General features: G+C 68.0%; 14 protein-coding genes. 1 reads left to right on the top strand and 13 read right to left on the bottom strand.

Annotation, left to right across the window (positions count from 1 at the left end; translation table 11 throughout):
- Positions 1 to 79: 79 nt before the first annotated feature.
- From AC6CHP_RS18770 to AC6CHP_RS18740, 7 genes are all read right to left on the bottom strand, one after another.
- Entirely contained in the window at positions 80 to 1324 is a 1245-nt protein-coding gene (locus tag AC6CHP_RS18770) for a DUF3500 domain-containing protein (protein ID WP_427116462.1), read from the bottom strand.
- Complete coding sequence (locus tag AC6CHP_RS18765) at positions 1302 to 3104, bottom strand: FAD-dependent monooxygenase (protein WP_188729016.1); 1803 nt, start codon at positions 3102 to 3104, stop codon at positions 1302 to 1304. The genes AC6CHP_RS18770 and AC6CHP_RS18765 overlap by 23 nt, the downstream gene beginning before the upstream one ends.
- Complete coding sequence (locus AC6CHP_RS18760) at positions 3104 to 3979, bottom strand: fumarylacetoacetate hydrolase family protein (protein WP_188729015.1); 876 nt, start codon at positions 3977 to 3979, stop codon at positions 3104 to 3106. Before AC6CHP_RS18760 ends, AC6CHP_RS18765 begins: the two co-directional genes overlap by 1 nt.
- A 55-nt stretch (positions 3980 to 4034) precedes the next feature.
- Positions 4035 to 4931: an alpha/beta hydrolase gene (locus AC6CHP_RS18755; RefSeq protein ID WP_188729014.1), complete on the bottom strand. Its 897-nt coding sequence runs from the start codon at positions 4929 to 4931 to the stop codon at positions 4035 to 4037.
- Between the two features lie 126 nt (positions 4932 to 5057).
- Positions 5058 to 6026 (bottom strand): alpha/beta hydrolase, encoded by a 969-nt coding sequence (locus AC6CHP_RS18750; protein ID WP_188729013.1) that lies wholly within the window; start codon positions 6024 to 6026, stop codon positions 5058 to 5060.
- The gene (locus tag AC6CHP_RS18745) at positions 6023 to 7015 is read right to left on the bottom strand and encodes an alpha/beta hydrolase fold domain-containing protein (protein WP_498231547.1); all 993 of its coding nucleotides are present in this window, start codon (positions 7013 to 7015) and stop codon (positions 6023 to 6025) included. The genes AC6CHP_RS18750 and AC6CHP_RS18745 overlap by 4 nt, the downstream gene beginning before the upstream one ends.
- The gene (locus AC6CHP_RS18740) at positions 7012 to 9759 is read right to left on the bottom strand and encodes a family 78 glycoside hydrolase catalytic domain (RefSeq protein WP_498231545.1); all 2748 of its coding nucleotides are present in this window, start codon (positions 9757 to 9759) and stop codon (positions 7012 to 7014) included. The genes AC6CHP_RS18745 and AC6CHP_RS18740 overlap by 4 nt, the downstream gene beginning before the upstream one ends.
- 152 nt (positions 9760 to 9911) lie before the next feature.
- On the opposite strand from AC6CHP_RS18740, the gene AC6CHP_RS18735 reads away from it, so the two are divergent.
- Positions 9912 to 10742 carry an IclR family transcriptional regulator gene (locus tag AC6CHP_RS18735; protein ID WP_188729010.1) on the top strand — a complete coding sequence of 277 codons (831 nt, stop codon included), beginning with the start codon at positions 9912 to 9914 and terminating at the stop codon, positions 10740 to 10742.
- Positions 10743 to 10788: 46 nt separating this feature from the next.
- Here AC6CHP_RS18735 and AC6CHP_RS18730 read toward each other — a convergent pair whose 3' ends face one another.
- The 6 genes from AC6CHP_RS18730 to AC6CHP_RS18705 are packed head-to-tail and all read right to left on the bottom strand — an operon-like array spanning position 10789 to position 19780.
- A complete protein-coding gene (locus tag AC6CHP_RS18730) occupies positions 10789 to 11751 on the bottom strand; it encodes a glycoside hydrolase family 43 protein (RefSeq protein ID WP_229675276.1) in 963 nt (320 codons plus the stop codon).
- Positions 11751 to 14051 (bottom strand): family 78 glycoside hydrolase catalytic domain, encoded by a 2301-nt coding sequence (locus AC6CHP_RS18725; RefSeq protein WP_188729008.1) that lies wholly within the window; start codon positions 14049 to 14051, stop codon positions 11751 to 11753. Before AC6CHP_RS18725 ends, AC6CHP_RS18730 begins: the two co-directional genes overlap by 1 nt.
- Positions 14052 to 14089: 38 nt before the next feature.
- Positions 14090 to 15097 (bottom strand): oligopeptide/dipeptide ABC transporter ATP-binding protein, encoded by a 1008-nt coding sequence (locus AC6CHP_RS18720; protein WP_188729006.1) that lies wholly within the window; start codon positions 15095 to 15097, stop codon positions 14090 to 14092.
- Positions 15094 to 17217 (bottom strand): dipeptide/oligopeptide/nickel ABC transporter permease/ATP-binding protein, encoded by a 2124-nt coding sequence (locus tag AC6CHP_RS18715; protein WP_498231542.1) that lies wholly within the window; start codon positions 17215 to 17217, stop codon positions 15094 to 15096. Before AC6CHP_RS18715 ends, AC6CHP_RS18720 begins: the two co-directional genes overlap by 4 nt.
- Positions 17214 to 18167, bottom strand: coding sequence for an ABC transporter permease (locus AC6CHP_RS18710; RefSeq protein WP_188729004.1), 954 nt, complete (start codon positions 18165 to 18167; stop codon positions 17214 to 17216). The genes AC6CHP_RS18715 and AC6CHP_RS18710 overlap by 4 nt, the downstream gene beginning before the upstream one ends.
- 56 nt (positions 18168 to 18223) lie before the next feature.
- Positions 18224 to 19780 (bottom strand): ABC transporter substrate-binding protein, encoded by a 1557-nt coding sequence (locus AC6CHP_RS18705; protein WP_498231540.1) that lies wholly within the window; start codon positions 19778 to 19780, stop codon positions 18224 to 18226.
- Positions 19781 to 19818 lie beyond the last annotated feature (38 nt).

Here is a 19818-nt window from a genome sequence, read left to right as displayed (position 1 = left end):
GAAAGGAAGTCCGGGCCATGGGGCTTCTATGGACCGTCGGCTGCTGAGTAGATGCCGTTATGGACGTCGAAAACGGCAGTTAGGGAGCAATGGATGGGTATTGCTTCACCAGTTCGCGGCCGTAGTCGTTCCCGTTAGGTGTGCGGACCACGGTGTGCATGTGGAACGGCGCGGGCTCGTCGTTGTCCAGGAAAACCCCAGTGTGGTGGTCGAGTTCCAGCACCACCACAGGACTCTGCAGCCGGAAATAGAACGCTTCCTGGCCATCCCAGCCGCCGATCCAGCTGAAGAAGCTCTCGCCGTACTGCTCATGGATCTCCCGGCGTCGGGCGGCGCGGGGGCCGGCGGGCAGGTAGGCAATAAAGTCGTCCACCACCGCGTCCAGGAGGGCGCGGGCTTCTGCCGGCATATCCGCCACCCGGATGCCCTCGTACGGGATCACCCGGTTGTCCTGGAAACACCCGCCAAGGTGGCGTTCATCGCCGGTGTGGATGCGGCCTTCGGGCATGGCGGGGTCCACCATCGATGCGTAGACGGTGGCCGCTGCGCGCAGGTCCGCCGGCAGCGCTGCCATCAGTTCGCGGGCCAGGGAGATCCGCTCCTTGAACACGCGGACGCCCTTGTACGGGCCGTCGTCGATCATGTCCGGCTCGGCACCCATAAATACCGGCGAGACCACCAGCTGGGTTCCCGCCACCAGACAGTTGAGCGCCGCATGGTGGCCAAAGATCTGCCACCCCCACGGTTCCGTTTCGGAAGGGTCGCCGTACAGCGCGAAGTTATAACTGAACTCGTTCATCAGCAGGGGCAGCTCCACCAGGTCCCCCAGGAACCCGTTGATGCGCATCAGGTTGCGGACCAGCTCAAAACCCTCGGCACTCAGGGATGCCTCCACCACGGCCAGGGCAGCATAGCGGACCGGCGTTTCCAACTCATCCAGCCGGAGGCCGGTATCGTGCTGCAGGAATTCCGGGTTCGCCCAGCTCTGCCACTCCGGGGCGTCCACAGCGTAGGTGAGCTTCTTCGCCTGTTCCTGCCCCACCGCTCCCAGGAGCTTCCGGGCTGCCGCCACCATCTCCGCGGTGGGCGCCTCCTCGCCGGGCCGGGCCGGCGCCAGCGGAAACAGCCCCTCACGCCGCACTCCGTCGCTGGTGATCCCCACGAACGGCTGCGGGTACAGCTTCTTCCATCCCTCGATCATGGGGCCGGCGAAGGAGTCCTGCTTAGCTGCCTCGGCGTACCCGCGGGCATCCAGGCCCCGGATGTCCGCGACGCGGGGATGATCGGTGGCAAAGAGGTAATCACGGAATGACGGCGTCGACACGGTTGCTCCTTGTTTCGTCCTGGACGCTGAATGATGTGCCCCGCGGTGATACCCCCGCTCGGGCGAACCCGGCAGCAACGGCCAAAGCTGCCGCTGCGGCCTCGGCCGAACTACCACGCCACGCCACGTGCTGGTCGGGACGGACCAGCACCGAGGGGGCGCCCCACAGATCGGACAGCGGGGTGCCATCGCCGGCGGGCCCCACCACGGCAACTGTTACCGGTATGCCGTGGCGGGCACCGGTTTCCAGCACCTCGGCGAAAGCGAGGTCTGCCGGCACGCCGCCCAGCGCTCCGCCGTCGGCCAGAAGGGTGAAGCCGCCCCCGAGCCGGCTGTACAGGGAGGAGGAATCCCGCAGCCAGGCGTGCGGCAGCAGCGCGCCGGGGGTGGCGGAAGGAACGTAGCGGATGGGATCCTCGGCAGGCACCGGGGATCCGTCCGGCACCACGGCCGGGGAATCAGCATAGGTGTAGCCCAGCACCAGGCCCAGCGAATCAAACTCGCTCTGCTTGACGGCGAGCGCTTCGTGCGCCGCCCGCCGTGCCGCCCCGCCCTCGGGGCCGTCGTGGTCCAGCCGGGGATCGGCGAAGTGATATGCCAGGGCCTTGCCGTTTGCGGCGGCGTCGCGGATGGTCCGCGCTGCCACGGGGCGGCGTTCCAGTCCGTAGCTGTCCAGGAGTTCCGGTCCTGCCCAGCCCTGGATATCGGCGGCAAGCTTCCAGGCGAGGTTGGCGGCGTCGCCAACGCACGTGTTGAATCCGTGCCCGCCCCACGGCGGATTCAGGTGCACGGCGTCCCCCACCAGAAAGATGTTTCCCCGGCTGTACTGCGGGGCCAGGAGCATGCGCGCCGTCCACGGATCCGTGGCCAGCACGTCAACGTCAATATCCGCCGCGTCCGTACCCACCAGGGAGCGGACCTGGGCCGCGGCGTCATTGGGGGCTATCTCCTTGGCGGGGTCCACGCCCTGGATGATGGCCCACCAGGTGTCGGCCAGGTCCATCCGTCCCACCATGCCGGCGGCCTCCGACCCAACCACCCAGTACTGGACGGCGGAATCCAGGGCGATGGCCGGGCCCAGCTTCTTCGAGCGGAACAGGATGCTGATGTTGGACAGTGCAGCGGAGCCGCCTTCCAGGCGGATCCCCAGGCTGCGGCGCACCGCGGAGGAACCGCCGTCGGCCCCCACCACATAGCTGCTTCGGATGGTCGCCGTGCTGCCGGATAGGTCCGTAACGACGGCGGCGTACAGCGGCGACGCGCCGTGACCTGCGCCCTGGCTTTCCGCATGCCGGAGTTCCCGTACTTCCGCGACGCTCCACCCGGTGATGAAGGTGACCAGCGGGTTGCGGGCGGCGGCGGCGCGGAGTACCTCCTCGAGGACTGGCTGCGGGACCTGCTGCCCGCACTCCGGCTGCGGGCCATAACGGCCGGGGACCAGCTGGAACGCATTCCGGAACCGGCGCAGCTCATGGGCTGCAGGTCCGGTGAGGCGGGTGCAGAAAATGACGTCCTGCGCATAATCCACCGGGAGCGGAGCCGCTGCGCGCAGTGCGTCCGCCAGGCCGAGCCGGCGGAGGTGGGTCATGGTGCGCGCATTGGTGGTCTTGGCGCGTGGCCTGGTGTGGTCCACCGAGGTGCGGGGCTCAATCACCGTGCTGGGGATCCCGCGCGTTGCGAGGTCCAGGGCAAGGAACAGGCCGCTCGGTCCCCCGCCGGAGACCAGGACCTGCGCCTCCCCCGGGATCTCGGCCGCTGGGGCGTTCGGGAAGCTGGCCATCAGGCACGGCTCCGGAGCGAGACATCGCCTACCGGCGTGGTGAGAGTGCCGAGCTTGTCGATTTCCACCTCGACGGTGTCGCCCGGCTGCAGGAGCCACTGCGGGGTGCGGGCGTAGCCCACGCCGTCGGGGGTGCCCGTGGCGATTACGTCACCGGGGTGCAGGGTGAAGGTCTGGCTGATCAGCGCAATGATCTCCGGAACGGAGAAGATCATGTCCCGGGTGTTGCCGTTCTGGGCCTCGACGCCGTTGACCCGGGTCCGTACTTGGAGCCCGTCGCGGAGGTCTCCCACCTCGTCGCGGCTGACCAGCGGTCCTAGGGGTCCGCTGAAGTCGCCGTTTTTACCCAACGTCCACTGCGAGGTGAGTTTCTGCGCGGTTCGGGAGGTGATGTCGTTGAAGGTTGAGTAGCCGAAGACTGCCCCGGCTGCGGTGGCCTCATCCGCGGATTGCACCCGCTGCCCGATGTACGCGGCTACTTCGCCTTCCCAGTCCAGGCCGGCCTCGCCGGCGGGTACCGGGACGGGCACGTTGCCCACGGAGAGGGACGCCGTCCACCGGCCGAACAGGGTGGGGTACGGCGGCAATTCCTGATCCTTGTAGCTGCCCTCCGCTGCGTGGGCCTTGTAGTTCAGGCCAACGCAGATGACCCGTGCGGACGCGGGGACGAGCGGTACGTCGGTGACGCTTCTCCGCTCCAGCCAGCTCTCGGCGTCGGACGCGCTGGAGGAGTTGGGTGCCAGCGAAGCGGCTTTGTCCTGCCAGCCGCTGGGGTCGGACCAGAAGTCGTTGACGGGGGCGAGCGGGAAAACGCGGGAGTCCATGAGGGCGGCAGCCCAGGGTTCGCTGTGGTGGGTGATGCCAATGAATTGCATGGCGGGGCCTTTCAGGTCTTGCCGGGCGCGAGGGCGCCGGCGGATTACGAAAAGATCAGTGCTTCTGCGCCTGGCGGCGGAAGAAATCGATGGTGGCGGCGGTGGCCTGTCGTGCAGCATTCTGGCTCCCGTCCGGCAGTTGCCACATATGGTCCGCGTCCTCCAGCAGGAGAAGGTCGACGGCGGCACCGGCACTTTCCAGTGCTTCGGCCAGGCTGGCGGACTGGGCCACCGGGACGAACCGGTCCGCCGTTCCGTGGACGAGGAGGAAGGGTGGCGCGTCCGGATGCACGTAGGTGAGGGGGCTGGCTGCCTTGGCCTTGTCCGGCGCGCTGGCCGGCTGGGCTCCGATCAGCAGCGCCTCACGGGAGCCGTGGTCATCCGCGCGGGCGACGGCGTCGGGCCGGGCCTGCTCCCCCATGCGGTTCAGGTCCGTAGGCGGGTACCAGGCAGCGACGGCGGCAACATGGTGATCACCGCCGCCGTCCGGGGTGCCGGCCGGCTCAGCGAATTCCGCGGGTCCGGCGGTCAATCCGAGGAGGCATGCGAGGTGGCCGCCTGCCGAATCGCCCCACGCGTAGATCCGGTGCGGATCAACCCCGTAATCGGCAGCATGGGCGCGCAGCCAGCGGACGGCTGCTTTGGCGTCCAGCAGCTGGGCCGGGAACATAGCAACATCTGTCAGGCGGTAGTCGGCGGATGCCACCACGAAGCCGGCTTCCACCAGCTGCTCGATGGGGCTGAGTCCGAAACCGTCCACGGCTGGTCCGAGCGATGACCGCTCCCCCGTCCGCCAGCCGCCGCCGTGGAAGTGGATCACGGCGGGGAACCCGGCCGCGCCGGCGTCAGCGCCGGTATCGGAATCAGCGGGCAGGTACAGGTCCAGCAGCAACGGAGTTGCACCCTCGGGGTGGGAAAACTCGATCCCCTTCAGGACCTGCCCTGCCGTCATCGTTGACTCCATTGTGCGCCGCGCCGTTTCTATCCCCGCCGGCCGCTGCTGCGGACCGCGTCTTCACTCAACTGTGGGGCACGGCTGGTGGTGTCCGCGTGGCCGGTTTCACTGAATGAAACGGGTTCACTCTGCCGTGGCTCCAGCCAGTTCCCGGGCCAGGAAGTCCAGGGCCGCCTGCCCTTCCGGCAGGCCGGCGGTGTGGTTGAGGTGGCCATGGACCGCGCCTTCGGCAAGAAAGAGGGACACCGGAACCGCAGCCTGCTCCAAAGCCGAGGCAAACAGCTCGGTGGAGCCGCGGGCGTCGTCGTACTCGCAGGCAAGCAGCGCGGTGGGCGGAAGCCCGGCGGGGTCGGCGTAGCCGGGCATCGCGTAGGACGGCGCCATGCTGACCGGTCCGCCAACGTAATTCTCCGCCGTCCGGATGCAGTCCTCAAGGGTGAACCTCAGGTGGCGCGGAAGGCCTGCCATGACCGCCTCGTCCAGTCCGCCGGCCGGCGGCGGGAGCTCGGCATCCAGGAAGGGGTAGGCCAACAGGAGCTTGGCAGGCAGCGGCTTGCCGGCGTCAATCAGGTAAAGCGCGGCGCCTACGGCCAGGTTGCCGCCGGCACCGGCACCGCCCAGGCACAGCAGGCCAGGATTCAGCCCCAGGGATTCGGCGTTCTTCCGGGCCCAGAACCACCCGGCCAGCGCGTCGTCGTGCGGGATCGGAAAGGACACGCCGTCGCGGGCCAGCCGGTAGTCCACCGACAGCACCGGCATGCCCCGGTCCGCCAGTACACGTGCGAGGTAATCCGATTCGGGGATGTCCACGCTGCCGCTGACAAAGCCGCCGCCGTGCAGCCACACAAGGGCGGGGCTGTCCGTGCCGGCCGGTTCGCCATAGATCCGGACTGCCACCGGCCCGTGCCGCCCGTCGGCCGTGACAGTGCGGATGGGAACATCGGGTCCCGGGGTCCGGACGGCGTCCGCGTTGAGGAACTGCGGCCCCTCCGGGCTGGCAAGGTATTCGGCGAAACCGGCGGCGATCTGTCCGGGCGCGCCTGCCGGGGCAGCCTCAGGGGAAACCGCTGCTGGTTCTGTTCGTAGTGTCATGGCGTTCCCAGCTTCCGGGAGAAGTAGTCGACGGCGGCGGCCAGGATGGTGCCCAGCTGCTCCTCGGCACCGAAGAAGCAGTGGTCACCGCCCGTAATGGTCACCACCTCGTGTTCCACTCCGACGTCTGCGAGCGCGGCGGCCAACAGGTCGGTTTGCGAGTGCGGGACCAGGCCGTCGGAGTCACCGTGGACCAGCAGGAACGGCACGGCATCAGCGGTCACATGGCTGACGGGGCTGGCCGCGGCCAGCAGTTCCGGATCATCCAAGCCGCCCACCAGCATGAATTCCGGCTGCAGTGGCATCCCCGGCGGGACGGCGGCGGTCAGGGCAGCCGGGAAGAGCCCCTCGGGCGTGCTCATAAGGGGGAGGTCCACCAACGAGGAGACACCGTAGAAGTCGACGACGGCGCTGACGCCGCTGGAGTGCCCCTGCGCACCGAGTCCGCCCTCCAGGTCTTTGCGGTTGCCGGTGAGCCCCAGGAGCGCCGCCAGGTGGCCGCCGGCGGATTCGCCCCAGGCCCCGAACCGGTCCGGATCGATGTTGAGGTGGTCCGCGTATTCCCGGAGGTAGCGGACAGCGGCCTTGAGGTCATGGAGCTGCGCGGGGAACGGCGCTTCCAGGGAGTGCCGGTAGTCAACCGTGGCGCAGGCAATTCCAGCCTGGTTGAGCAGCCGGAACACGGAGTCGGGAGCGAAGGTGGGCGGCAGTTCGCGGCGGTCGCCCAGCTGGAACGCACCGCCGTGGACCCACAGGACGAGCGGCGTGGGCGCGGAGGCGTTGCTCGGCAGCCAGATGTCCATCTTCAACGGCCGGAACCCTATGGCCTTGGCGTAGGTGACTTCGCGATGCACGGCCGAGATGCCGGAGGCCTGCTCCGCTGTTCCTGGCGCGTCAAAGACCGGGAACGGCGGAACCTCCCTGCCTACGGGCCGGGAAACATCCGGGCGGGACGGATCCAGTACGTCGGTAGCGTCATCCACTGTCATAGTGTGCTCCTCATCAGCTCGGGTTGTGCGGTGTCCCCGCCGGTACCGGCGCGGAAAGTATGGTGTCCGGGTCCGACGACGGCGGCCGGCTCGCCAGGCAGCAGCACCTCCGCCGTAGTGCCGGCGGGGATCGTGGCAGTAAGCGTCAGCACGCCGTCGAGCGTTGTCCCCTCCACCACTGCCCATTGCACCTCAATCAGGCCGCGCGGCCCCTTGTGCGCGGTGGACGCGGAGGTGAGGCCGGCGCCCGGGCGCGGCTCGATGAAGATGCGCTCCCAGCCGGCGCTGCCGGGAGACTGGCGGAGCCCGGCCGTGTACCGGTGCAGGAAGGAGACCACGGCGCCCTTGCTGTAGTGGTTGAGCGACTGGTGCGCGGTGCCGTCGGCGTCGATGCCGTTCCACAGTTCCCACATGGTGGTGGCGCCGCGGTCCACCATGGTCAGCCATGAGGGTTCGGAATCCTGCATGAGGAGTTCGTAGGCGAGGTCCAGTTCACCGTTGTCCGCCAAAACGGGCAGCAGGTAGGGCGTGGCCAGGAACCCCGTACCCACGTGCGTGCCGGCGTTCCGGATGAGCGCGGCCAGCTGGGCGGTAACGGTGGAGCGGTGGTGCGGGCCGACCAGGTCAAAGGCGAGGGCGCGGACACAGTCGGCCTGGCTCGGTTCGGTGACCTGGCCATCGGGACCCACGTATTCCTTCTCCCACGCCTGCCGGACGTTTTCCGAGAGTTCCGCCAGCGCCCGCCCTTCCTCCGCCCGGCCCAGGACCGCAGCAGCTTTGGCCATGACCGCCGTGGTGTTCCGGTAATAGGCAGTGGCCACAATCCCATGGTCTGCGGAGCGGGCGGCGAACAGGTCCGGTTTCGGGCCGTCCGGTTCCATCCATTCGCCGAAGTGGAAGCCCGTGTCCCAGAGGTACTTTCCGTGCGGTGCCGGAACCGGGCCGGCATCGGCGCGGACCGGGTGCCGCTGCGACTCTGCGGTGGTCCGGATGAAGCCGAGCCACCTGTTCATCGCATCCCAGTTTTCGGCCAGGACCCCGGCGTCCCCGGTGGCCAGGTAGATCTCCCAGGGCACCATCGCGATCGCATCGCCCCAGCCGCAGGATCCGTTGGTGAACGCCATGAACTCAGCGGAGGTAACCCCGGGACCGGCCGACGGCGAGATGTTGGCGATGATGCCATTCTCCCATTGGTCGGAACGGACGTCCCGGAGCCATTTCCGCGAGAAGCCGGTGACGTCGTAGAGGTACGCGGCGGTGGGCACGAACAGCTGCCAGTCCCCCGTCCAGCCGGCCTTTTCGCGCTGCGGGCAGTCGGTAGGCACCTCGCAGGCGTTGTCCCGGAAGCTCCACTCCACAATGTTGTGGAGCTTGTTGAGCCGCGGGTCGCTGCAGGTGAAGCTGCCCAGGGGCTCCAGGTCCGTCTGGACCAGGCAGGCCGTGATGTCCTCCGCGGCCAAGTCAGTGGTGAGGCCCTGCACGGACACGTACTGGAAGCCGTGGGTGGTGTGCTGCGGCTCAAACACTTCCCCCGCAGCGCCCGACGCCGTCACCACGTCAACCTGCCCTGCAGGCAGGAATTGGCCCGGGCGGCGGAAGTCGTGCGGGCGCAGGTGGTCCTGGGTGACGTCGCCCGCGGCATCCACGGCCTCGCCGTACACGAGGGTCACCGGTTCGCCCGTCCCGCCCAGCATGGTGAGCCGCACCCACCCATGGATGTTCTGGCCGAAGTCCACCACCTGGTGGCCGCCGGCCAGCCTGGTGATGGATACCGGCGTGAGTTCTTCCACGATACGGGTGGGCGGCGCCACCGGGCCGGTCAGCGTTACGTAGCTGCCGGGCCGGACGACGGCGGCACTTCCGCAAGGTGCGCCGCCATCGTCCGTGCCGGCACGGAAATCCGTCCGCTGCCCAGCCATGAGGTCCGCGCTGAGGATCTCCGTCCGGGATACCTGCCACGACCCGTCGGTGCCGACGACCGTCCTGCTGCCCCCGGACTGCATCTCCAGCTGCGCAAGGAGGGCCGTGCTGCTGCCGTACATGTCGGCGTCGCGCGTGTATCCGAAGGTTCCGCGGTACCAGCCGTCGGTGAGGACGGCCCTAATGGTGTTGGTGCCGGGCCGCAGCAGTGCCGTGATGTCGTAGGCCTGGACCTGGAGGGTGGTGTTGTAGCTGGTGGAGCCCGGGGTGAGCTGCTGGTCCCCCACCCGCTCGCCGTTCAGGAACAGCTCATAGATGCCGTGGGCGGTGGCGTAGGCGCGGGCTGCCTCCGGAGCCGCGTCCAGGGTGAAGGTCTTGTGGAGGGCGTAGCCGGGGCGATCGCCGGGGGCCGGAACGTCCGGTTCCTCCGGGCCGATCCACTGTCCGGTCCAGTCCCCGGCGTCCAGCAGCCCCAGCTCCACCGGCATGGGATCGGACCATGCGCTCGCCGTTTCCGTGCCGTCGGCGTCTGTGTTCCACGTGCGCACACGCCATTCGAACCGGCTGCGGGACTGGAGCGCCGGGCCGGAGTACGGGACCAGCAGGTGCCCGGCGGATGTGATCTTTCCGGTGTCCCAGCCGTTGTCCGCAGTGATCCGGTAGGCGGTCTGCTGGACAGTGCCGGCCGGCGGGGTCCAGCTGAGCCGAGGTGCGGTTTCCGTGATTCCGAAGGCCTCCCGCAGATGTTCAACGCGGAGCCGGGCGGGCGCCGGCAGCGCCCGGAGCGGGATGTCGACGGCGGCGTCGAGGCTGGTGGAGGTCATTGCAGGCGGACTCCTGAACGTATGGCGGTAACTGTTACAGCTTCCTGTGCGGGCACGTGCAGCCCACACCCGTCTTTCATTGGTTGGAATAGTATTGTGGGGTAGCTCACGCATCGGCGCAGCTCACAACAGACAGTGCAAGGAATCAAGCCATGACCGTCCAGCCGGACACCGACGCCACCCCCGCCCGCGGAAAACGGCCTAAGCAGGGCGAACCGGTGGTGGACCGCGCCCTCAGCCTGCTCGCGGTCTTCTCCGACCGCCGTCGCGCCCTGACGTTGTCAGAGATGGCCCGGTACGCCGGCATGCCCGCACCTACCGCACTGCGGCTGATTGCCCGCCTGGTTGCCTGGGGTGCCTTGGAAAGGCTCGACGACGGCCGTTACGTTGTGGGGGTCCGGCTGTGGGAGGTCGCGTCACTGTCGCCGCGCGGGCATGGCGTGCGGGAAATCGCGCTCCCCTACCTGGAGGACCTTTTCGAGGTGACCAGGCACCACGTCCTGCTGGCCGTCCGTGACAACGAGCAGGCGGTGCTGATCGAACGGCTGTCCTCCAAGGACGCCACCGAGGTGGCGTACCGGGTGGGCGGCCGGGCTCCGCTGCGGTCCACCGCCGTGGGCCTGGTCCTGCTGGCCGGAGCTGACCAACAGTTCCAGGAGACCATCCTGCGGAAGCCTCCCGAAAACGAGCCCGGCGTTCCGGACATGCCCGAGGGCCAGGTACGCCGCACGCTGTCTGACGTCCGGCGCACGGGGATCGCGATGATCCGCCGCAGCCTGCCCTCCCGGACCGTTTCGGTTGCCTCGCCCATCTTCGACGCCCAGGGCTCGGTGGTGGCCGCGCTGTCCATCGTGGTCCCGGACGGTTCCACTCCCCCGAATGTGCTGGCCCCGGCCGTCCGCGCCGCGGCACGCGCCGTCTCGAGGAACCTGGGCCACCACGCGGAGGTCAGCCCCGACGTGCGGACCCACTCCAGGGGGTAGGCTGCGGCGCTGCACCGTGCGTGCACCAGCACCGACTCCCGAATGGTCACAGGATCCTGACGCTGGCTCCGCTGATGTGCACTTCGGTGAGCTGGACGCGTTCGTCCGGGGTGTTGTTCGGCCAGTGGAAGGCCAGGTAGTCCCGCCCGGTGGACGCGCGGAGGACCATGCCGTGACCTCCGTTGCTGGACCACAGGGGGCTATCGTGCTGAATCCACGGCCCCGCGACGGTTCCGCTCTCCGACTCGGCGATGCCCATTGCGTACCCTGCCTCACCATGGCTTGACCAAAGCATTAGCAGTGTCTCCTCGTTGGAGCGGAGCAGGAAGGGCCCGTCGGTGAACAGTGGATCTTTGGCAAGGTGCAGGTCCTTTGGAGGTTCCACCCCTTGTGGAAACCGCAGCGGCCGGGTCCAGCCCGCCGAGGAGGCGGCGAACAACAGGATCGGCTCACCAACGCCGGTGCGCAGGTCCTCTGACAGCCGGAGGGCGTACATTTCACCGTCGGCGATCCCCGGGCTGTCGGATGTCCCTTCCGTCCCGCGACTATAGACAAGCCACCGCGTGGAGTCATCATCGATGTGAAGGGTTCCGTCCAGGCACGGTTCGTTAGCCGGTGTCACCGGCCCGTCACTCCACGGCTGGTAGGGGCCGGCGGGCTGGTCGGAGACAAGGACTGCGACTCCACGGGATCGGGCGCGGGTGGAGTCAGCGAAGGTGGCGAACATAAAGAACCGTCCTTCCAGAGCATGAACCTCCGGCGCCCAGTACTGGGTATCCGCCCAAAAGCCCGGTGGTGGGCGGAACGCGGGGATGGGGCCATCCCAATGATCGAGGTCGTTACTGGTGTAGCAGTCGAAGCCAGTCGCTGGTCCGCCCCAGACGTTCTGGTCGCTGGTCCCGAACAGGACAAACTCGCCTGGAACCGTCTCAAGGATGAACGGGTCGCGCATCCGGATCTCCCCGAGGCGCAGTTGTTGCACAGCCGCCGGCTGGTTGCTCCGGCCCATCAGCAGCTTTCCTGGTGGATCAGGTGGGCAGCCACAATACAGTGGTCAAAGCGGTGGGTGCCGCCCTGGACGGTGCGGGGCTCACCGCCCGGAAGGACGACGTCGGCCTCCACCCCCTCAGGTACGGTCGCCTCGAGGTGGAGCGCGCCGTCGTCGAGCCTCCATTCCACGCGGACGGGTCCGTGCGGCGTCTTTAAGGAGGTCTTTGCCCAGTCGATTCCCTGCCCCGGGACGGGCGCAATGCGCACTTTCGCGTATCCGGGCGCCAGCGGGCTGATGCCGCCCACCGTTTTGTGCATCCAGTCGGCCACCGCGCCCAGGGCGTAGTGGTTGAAGCTGGTCATCTCGCCAGGGTTGATGGTGCCGTCCGGAAGCATCGAATCCCAGCGCTCCCAGACAGTCGTGGCGCCCATGGTCACGGGGTAGAGCCAGGACGGGCAGCCCTCCTCCAGGAGCAGGCGGTAGGCCTCGTCAGCGTGGCCGGTGTCGGTGAGGGCGTGAGTGATGAAAGGGGTGCCGGCAAAGCCCGTGGAGACGCGGTAGTCGTTTTTCCGGACCAGTTCGGCGAGGCGTTCTCCGGCAAAGTCGACGTGCTCCCGGTTGGGAAGGATCCCGAAGGTAATCGCCAGCGCGTAGACCGTGGTGCAGTCGCTGTGGATAGTGCCGTCGCCGGACACGTAGTGTTCCAGGAACGAGGCCTGGACACGCGCAGCAAGCTGGTCAAAATAATCGGCGTCGTCCTGGTGTCCCAGCAGCCGCGCCGTTTGGGCAGTGATGGAGGCGGTGCGGAACATGCACGTGGTGGCTACCACGCCGGTGTCCGCCTTGGCGTCCCACGGCTTGTCCGGCTCGGCGTCGGGGTCCAGCCAGTCGCCGAACTGGAAACCCGTGTCCCAGAGTCCGGTGGGTGAGAGCAGGCCCTCCACCCGGCGGGTGTGCGCGGCCATGGATTCGTACTGGTTTTTCAGGACGGTGTCATCGCCGTAGGCCTCCCACAGTGCCCACGGAACCCAGACGGACGCTTCGCTCCACAGCGCCGAGGATTCCGGCGCCGGAAACTCAGGCGGCTGCGGGCAGTACTTCAGGGCGTCCGGCACGGTGATGGGCACCAGCCCGTCACCTGCTTTCTGCTCCGCGGCGAGGTCAAGGAGCCAGTCCTGCAGGAAGCCCCTGACGTCGTACAGGAACGCGGCAGTGGGCGCGAAGACGGCGATATCCCCGGTCCAGCCGAGCCGCTCGTCCCGCTGCGGGCAGTCGGTGGGCAGGTCCAGGAAGTTGCCCCGGAGGCCCCAGACAATGTTGCGGTGCAACTGGTTGACGAGTTCGTTGGAGCATTCAAAGGTGCCGGTGCGCTCGAGATCCGAGTGGACCACCACGGCCTCAACCGAATCCTCGGTGAGCGGTCCGGGCCAGCCGTTGATTTCGGCGTAGCGGAAGCCGTGGAACGTCTTGGTGGGTTCAAAGAAGTCCTGGCCGCCGGACAGGACGAACGTGTCCGCAGCCTTGGCCGAACGGAGCGGCCGGACGCCCAACTCACCGTTCTCGAGCACTTCGGCGTGGCGGATGGTAATGGCGTGCCCTGCCTCGCCCTGGAGGGAGAACCGCAGCCAGCCCACCAGGTTCTGGCCGAAGTCCACCAGCGTCCGGCCGGTGGGTGAGGTGAAGATTTCCACGGGACGGACGACGCCGGCCCGCACCACCGGCGGGCCCACCGGCTCAGCCAGCCGGTCGACGTCGAACTCCAGCACACGCACGCCCGCCCAGCTGCCGGGACCAGTTCCGGCGCCCGGTTCGGCCCAGCCGTCCTGGTTCCGGCGGGCGTCGATGGCCTGCCCGTCATAGAGGTCGTTGAAGGTGGTTGCAGAGGGACCCGACTGCCAGGTGGAGTCAGAGCCCACGGACTGGATGTGTCCGTCCTCAAACTCGATGTCCAGCTGCCCGAAGAAGCCCAGCTCGCTGCCGTAGAGGTTGGACATGCCGTGCCAGGCCAGGCGTCCGCGGTACCAGCCGTTGCCCAGGGACACACCGATCACCGTGGTGGGCCCCAGTAGGGCCGTGACGTCATAGCTGCGGTAGCGGAGCCGCCACTCGTAGGAGCTCCAGCCCGGGCTCAGCACGTCCTCGCCCACCGGCGCTCCATTGATGAACGCCTCATAGACGCCAAAGGCGGTGGCACGCAGTGTGGCCCGGGCAACGCCGCCGTGTCCCTCCGCAAGCTGGAATTCCTTGCGGAGGAGCGGGGCGCCGTCGAAGTCCTGCTCGGGCGAAATCATGGCAGCGAGCCAGGGAGTGGAAGTCATTGAAGGAGCGGTCCGTTCTGAAAATGGCGAAAAGTTGTCTAAGCGTAGTGGCAGGCGACGGCGGAGCCGCCCACCTGCCGGAGCGCGGGCCGCTCGGTGGCGCAGAGGTCCGTGGCCAGCGGGCAGCGCAGCCGGAAGGGGCAGCCGCCCGGCGAGGGCACTGCGGCCGCCCCGGTCCGGACACCGAGTGACTCGCGGGCTTCCCGGCGTGCAGCCTGCTCGGTAGGCCGCGGCACCGGCGACGCCGCGACGAGCGCCTGGGTGAACGGGTGCTTGGGGTTCCCTGTGACGGCGGCGGCGGGCCCGCTTTCCATGACCTGTCCCCGGTAGAGGACCACCACGCGCTGGGCCAGGAACTGGACCACGGCGATGTCGTGGGCGATGAAGAGGTAGCCCAGGCCCCGCTCGTCGCGCAGGTCGGCCAGGAGGTTCAGCACCTGCGCCTGGGTGGAGAGGTCCAGGGCGCTGACGGCTTCATCGCAGACCACGAGCTTGGGGTCGCAGATCAGGGCGCGGGCCACGGAAATGCGCTGCCGCTGGCCGCCGGAGAACTGGCTGGGGTACCGGTCCACGGCGTCCCGCGGGAGCCCTACGCGTTCCAGCATGTCCTCAGCGCGCTGCCGGGCGTCGGCAGCGCCCACGCCGCGGAGCCGGAGCGGCTCTGCCAGCGAAGAGCCCACCGTGTTCCGCGGATTCAGCGAGGAGTTGGGGTCCTGGAAGACGGCCCGCAGTTCGCTGCCCAGGGCCCTGCGCTGGGATGCGCCGGCGGACGTGATGTCCTGGCCCTCATAGGTGATGGTCCCGCCTGAGACCTTCTGAAGTCCCAGGATGGCCTTGCCGATGGTGGATTTGCCCGAGCCGGATTCCCCCACCAGGCCCACGGTTTCCCCGGGCGCGATGCTGAAGTTGACGCGGTCGACGGCGGCGGGGGCCGCGGCTGCCTTGCGTCCGCGGCCGTAGCGGACCACCAGGTCCTTGACGTCCAGCAGCGGCTGGGCGGCAGCCGGCCGCTGCGCGTCAGGGCGGACTGAGGTTGTGGTGCTCATGCGTGGTCCTTTTCTACAGTCCGGCGTTCCAGTCCGGCAGGTGCTTTGGCGGGTCCGGCCGGGGCGGTTCCGGCTTCAACCAGGTTCAGGACGTGGTGGCTGGGCACGTCGGTGGCCACCCAGTCCAGGCCCTCGACGGCGAGTTCGTCCGCTTTGACGCAGCGCACCAGTCCGTCCTCGGTTCCGGAGGGAAGCAGCGGGACGGGCACCATGCAGGCAGAGCCGGCGAACTGGCAGCGGGCGGCGAAGCGGCAGGTGCTGGGCCAGCCCTTGGGCTGGGGAACCTGGCCGCTGATGGTGGCAAGGCGCTCGGGCATGTCCGCGGCGTGGTTGGCGTGCGGGTCCGCGGCCAGCAGGGCAAGCGTGTAGGGGTGGCGCGGGTTGTCCAGGATGCTGTCCGTCCGGCCGTTCTCCACCACCTCACCGGCGTACATCACAGCCACCTGGTCGCAGAGGTCGGCCACAACGCCAAGGTCGTGGGTGACCATCACCACGGACATCCCGGTGTCCTTCACCAGGCCGCGCAGCAACGAGAGGATTTCGGCCTGCACCGTGACATCCAGCGCTGTGGTGGGTTCATCCGCCACGAGCAGCCGGGGCCGCCCGGAGAGTGCCAGGGCAATGGCCACGCGCTGGGCCATGCCGCCGCTGATCTGGTGCGGGTAGGTCTTCAGGATCCGGGCGGCGTCCACGATGCCCACCTTCTCCAGCAGGCCCAAGGCTTCGGCCTTCGCCTCGGCCCTGCCCATTCCGCGGAGGCGTCGGATGGCCGCGGTGAGCTGGTAGCCCACGGTGAACATCGGATCCAGGGCACGCATGGGTTCCTGCGAGATCAGCGCGACCTCGCGGCCCCGGACGCCTTCCATGTCTTTGTCAGTTGCCGCGGCCAGGTTCCTGCCGTTCCACAGGATCTGGCCGCCGGTCACGGAAACGCCGGAGGGCAGAAGCCCCAGGAGGGACAACGCGGTCATGGTCTTTCCGCAGCCTGATTCCCCCACGAGGCCCAGCACGGTGCCGGGTTCGACGTCGAAGGAGACGTCGGTGACCAGGCGGACGCCGCGGCCTGCACCGTCAGAGTCCACGCCGACCGAGAGGTTGCGGACGCTGAGCGTGTTCTTGGCTGAATCGTTGGGGGCGGGGGCTGCTGCAGCGATTGCGGCCACCGCTTTTGCCCGGCGGCGCCGTGCCGCGGCCGAAGGCAGGTGCGACGCAGTTGCGTTAGGTGCCTTGCCGAGGGCGTTGCCGATCGCGTTGGCGGACAGGACGGTGAGCGCCAGCACAGCACCGGTGGGAACCATGAGCCAGGGTGCATTGTAGACGTTCTGGGATGCGCCCTGGATCATGCCGCCCCAGCTCGGTTCGGGAATGGGCGGACCAAAACCGATGAACGCCAGCCCGGCCTGGATGAGCATGCCGACGGCGAAGATCAGGGCGCTTTGCACCACGATGGTGTTCGCCAGGCCGGGCAGGACATGCCGGAGGCTGATGCCCAGGGTGCTGACGCCGTCCACCTTGGCTGCGTCCACGTAGAGCTGGGACTGCAGGGACTTGGCCTGGCCCAGCATCACCCGGTACATGCCCGCGGAGATCAGCACGCCGAGGATGGCCATGATCAGCGGAATGTTGGTTCCCACTGCTCCGATGACGGCAAGGATGATCACGGTGCCGGGCAGGGACATCATGACTTCTGTGACGCGGCTGATCACCGTTTCCACGCGGTCACCGGCGGCTGCCGCCAGCATGGCCAGGATGGTGCCAAGTCCGACGGCGACCATCACCGTGATCATCGACGTCCCCAACGTGCCGGCTGCCGACGCGAAGATGCGGCTCAGGATGTCCCGGCCAAGTTCGTCGGTGCCGAGCCAGTGCGCGCCGGTGGGTCCGGACAGGACGGCGGTGAAGTCCTGGTCCTCGGTCTTGTAGGGCAGCCAAAGCGGCGCGGTCAGCGAGGCGGCCACCAGTACGGCCAGCCAGATGACCCCGGCAACGCTTGCCGGTGAGGCGAATAGCTTGCTGCCGGAGAGTTTCTTCACCGCGCTTTGGCGGAGTGCCTTGGGAAGGACGGCAGCCGCCGTCGGCTCCGCTGAGTCTGCGGGTGCGGGGGCAACGTTGGGAATCATGAGGCACGCAACTTCGGGTCGAGGAACTTGGTGGCGAGTTCCAGCACCAGGTTCACGGCGACCACCACCACGGTGGCGATCACCACCACGCCCTGCACGGACGGGGCGTCATGGGTGCTGACGGAGTTCTGGACTGCCTGGCCCAGTCCGGGCATGGCGAACAGCTGCTCGGCGATGACGGAGCCGCCGAACAGCTGGATGAACTGCAGCGCGATGCCGGCCACGATGGGCAGGCTGGCGTAGCGCAGGGCGTGGACGTACAGGATCTTCCAGGTGGGCGTGGCCGTGGCGCGGAGGGTCCGGATGTGTTCCTGCTGCAGCGCCTCGAGCATGGAGGCCCTGGTCTGGCGTGCGATGAATGCTGCCCCGCCCACGGCCAGCGTGATCACGGGCAGGGCCAGGGACAGCGCCCAGTCCTGCGGCGAGGCCTCGAACGGAACATAGCCGGTGGCCGGGAAAACGGAGGACTGGACCGCCAGGAGGTAGACAAAAATGATGCCGATCCAGAAGGCCGGGAGCGCCACCGCCATGCCGCAGACACCGCCGATGACGCGGTCCGCCATGCCGCCGCGGACGGCGGCGGTGACGCCCAGTCCAATCCCAAGGACAGCACTGAGCAGCGTGGCTCCGGCAGCAAGCGATGCTGTGACAGGGAGCCTGCTCGCAAGGTCCGCACTGACCGACCGTCCGTCAATGAGGGAGATTCCGAAGTCGCCCTGGACGGCGGCGCCGAGCCACGTGAAGAACTGGGCCAGGAGCGGATCGTTCCAGCCGAGGCGCTGGTTGACTTCAGCGATCGCTTCCTGGCTGGCCCCGGCACCGAGGGATACGGCTCCGGGGCTGCCGGGCATTGCGTGCACCAGCAGAAATGCCAGTACCGCAACTACCAGCACGGTGGCCAGCGCCATCAAGAGGCGCTTGATGATGAATAGTGCCATGGTGACCTCCATCGGTCAGGCCCCGCCGGGCGGACTCTTTATGCGAGCCCGCCCGGCCGGAGCAGGAATTAGCTGGCCGGCGTGTAGGACGAGAGGAGCGGGTAGGCGTTGGTCCCGGCGAACTCCACCGGGGCCACCTTCTTGGTGTTGTAGCCCTGGTTGGTCAGTGCCTCGTACAGCGGGATCATCCAGCCCGATTCCACCAGCCGCGTGTTCAGCTTGGTGGCTGCTGCCTTGACGGCGGCGTCGTCCTTGGCGGCGGCCAGCTCGCCCGTAGCGGCGCTGAGCTGCTCGTCGGTGGCCTTCTGGACGTTGGTGAAGCCGTTGAGGACTGCTCCGTACATGACGCCAACGGGGTTGTCCCAGTTCAGCGGCGCGTAGCCCAGCGGGGTTGTGGCGACGGCGGCGAAGGCTTCGTCAGTGGAGGAGGCCATCTTCACGTTCATGGTGATTCCGACGGCGGCGAGGTCCTTCTGGACGGCCTGCAGGTCCGTCTGGGTCTGGGCGCTGGCGATGATGGTGAAGTCGAAGCCGTCCGGGTAGCCGGCCTCGGCCAGCAGGCTCTTGGCCTTTTCCGGGTTGTAGGCGAACGTGGTTTCGAGGTCCTTGGTGAAGCCGGCGGAGTCCTTGGGCAGGGCGTTCCAGGCGGGGATGTCACCCTTGTGCAGGGCATCCACGAGGGCCTGGCGGTTGATTGCGTACTGGATCGCCTGGCGGACCTTCTCCTCAGCGAACGCCGGGGCGGTCTTGCCGATCTTGTCAAAGGAGATCATGGTGTTGACCGTGCCGCCGATCTGGGACACACCTACGCCCTTGGACTTTGCGAAGTCAACGGTGTTTGAGGTCAGCATTGCCACATCCGCCTGGCCGGACACCAAAGCGTTTGCCCGGGCCTGGGGATCCTGGACCACGCTGAAGATGACCTTGTCGAAGGCGTACTTGGAAGCTTCCGGGTTGTCCTCCTTCTTCACCAGGACGTACTTGTTGCCCTTCACGGTGGAGGGATCCAGCGTGTAGGGGCCGGAGCCTGCCGGGGTCGCGGCGAGGCTGGCGGAGTCGGTGACGCCGTTCTTGCCCACGATCATGCCGGTGGTGGATGCCAGGTTCTTCTCGAATCCCGGCTGGGGCTTGGCGAAGGTCAGGGCGACTTGGGTGGGGCTGACCACGTCAACGGAGGTGATTTCCTGGGCGCCGCCCTTGGCTACTGCCGAGTACGCGCTCAATGCGGGGTCCGACCGGCGGTCCAGATTCGCTTTGACCAGCTCGCCGTCGAGCTTTGAGCCGTCCGTGAAGTTCACATCGTCCTTGAGGGTGAGCGTCAGGACGGTGTTGTCTGCGTTGTAGCTGAACTCCTTGGCCAGGCCCGGACCTGCGGAACCGTCCGGCTGCAAAGCCATCAGGCTTTCGTAGAGGCCCTCAAAGAACTGCCGCTGGGCAGCCGAGACGCGCAGCGGGTCGAAGCCGAACGAGGCCGAGTCGCTGTCGACAGCGAGGGTCAGGGTGCTGGTGTCCACTGTGGCGGTGGCCTGGCTGGATCCGCCGCCGCAGGCGGTCAACGATCCCAGCAGGAGCGCGCCGGCCAGAACGGCGGAGCTCGCACGGGCAGTGGAGTTCAGGAGTTTCATGTAGTGCGCCTTTGCATTCTGATGTGACATCGGAGAAG

The organism is Pseudarthrobacter sp. GQ63 (assembly GCF_059758765.1).
The sequence above is the reverse complement of the archived record's forward strand: the minus strand, read 5'-3'. Positions and strand labels throughout refer to the sequence as shown.

Excerpts from the sequence above, each read along its gene's own strand:
- AC6CHP_RS18750 (WP_188729013.1), bottom strand. The coding sequence starts at position 6,026 with ATGACACTACGAACAGAACCAGCAGCGGTTTCCCCTGAGGCTGCCCCG.
- AC6CHP_RS18720 (WP_188729006.1), bottom strand. The coding sequence starts at position 15,097 with ATGAGCACCACAACCTCAGTCCGCCCTGACGCGCAGCGGCCGGCTGCC.
- AC6CHP_RS18735 (WP_188729010.1), top strand. The coding sequence starts at position 9,912 with ATGACCGTCCAGCCGGACACCGACGCCACCCCCGCCCGCGGAAAACGG.
- AC6CHP_RS18740 (WP_498231545.1), bottom strand. The coding sequence starts at position 9,759 with ATGACCTCCACCAGCCTCGACGCCGCCGTCGACATCCCGCTCCGGGCG.
- AC6CHP_RS18715 (WP_498231542.1), bottom strand. The coding sequence starts at position 17,217 with ATGATTCCCAACGTTGCCCCCGCACCCGCAGACTCAGCGGAGCCGACG.
- AC6CHP_RS18765 (WP_188729016.1), bottom strand. The coding sequence starts at position 3,104 with ATGGCCAGCTTCCCGAACGCCCCAGCGGCCGAGATCCCGGGGGAGGCG.
- AC6CHP_RS18705 (WP_498231540.1), bottom strand. The coding sequence starts at position 19,780 with ATGAAACTCCTGAACTCCACTGCCCGTGCGAGCTCCGCCGTTCTGGCC.
- AC6CHP_RS18755 (WP_188729014.1), bottom strand. The coding sequence starts at position 4,931 with ATGACGGCAGGGCAGGTCCTGAAGGGGATCGAGTTTTCCCACCCCGAG.
- AC6CHP_RS18710 (WP_188729004.1), bottom strand. The coding sequence starts at position 18,167 with ATGGAGGTCACCATGGCACTATTCATCATCAAGCGCCTCTTGATGGCG.
- AC6CHP_RS18760 (WP_188729015.1), bottom strand. The coding sequence starts at position 3,979 with ATGCAATTCATTGGCATCACCCACCACAGCGAACCCTGGGCTGCCGCC.
- AC6CHP_RS18745 (WP_498231547.1), bottom strand. The coding sequence starts at position 7,015 with ATGACAGTGGATGACGCTACCGACGTACTGGATCCGTCCCGCCCGGAT.
- AC6CHP_RS18730 (WP_229675276.1), bottom strand. The coding sequence starts at position 11,751 with ATGGGCCGGAGCAACCAGCCGGCGGCTGTGCAACAACTGCGCCTCGGG.
- AC6CHP_RS18725 (WP_188729008.1), bottom strand. The coding sequence starts at position 14,051 with ATGACTTCCACTCCCTGGCTCGCTGCCATGATTTCGCCCGAGCAGGAC.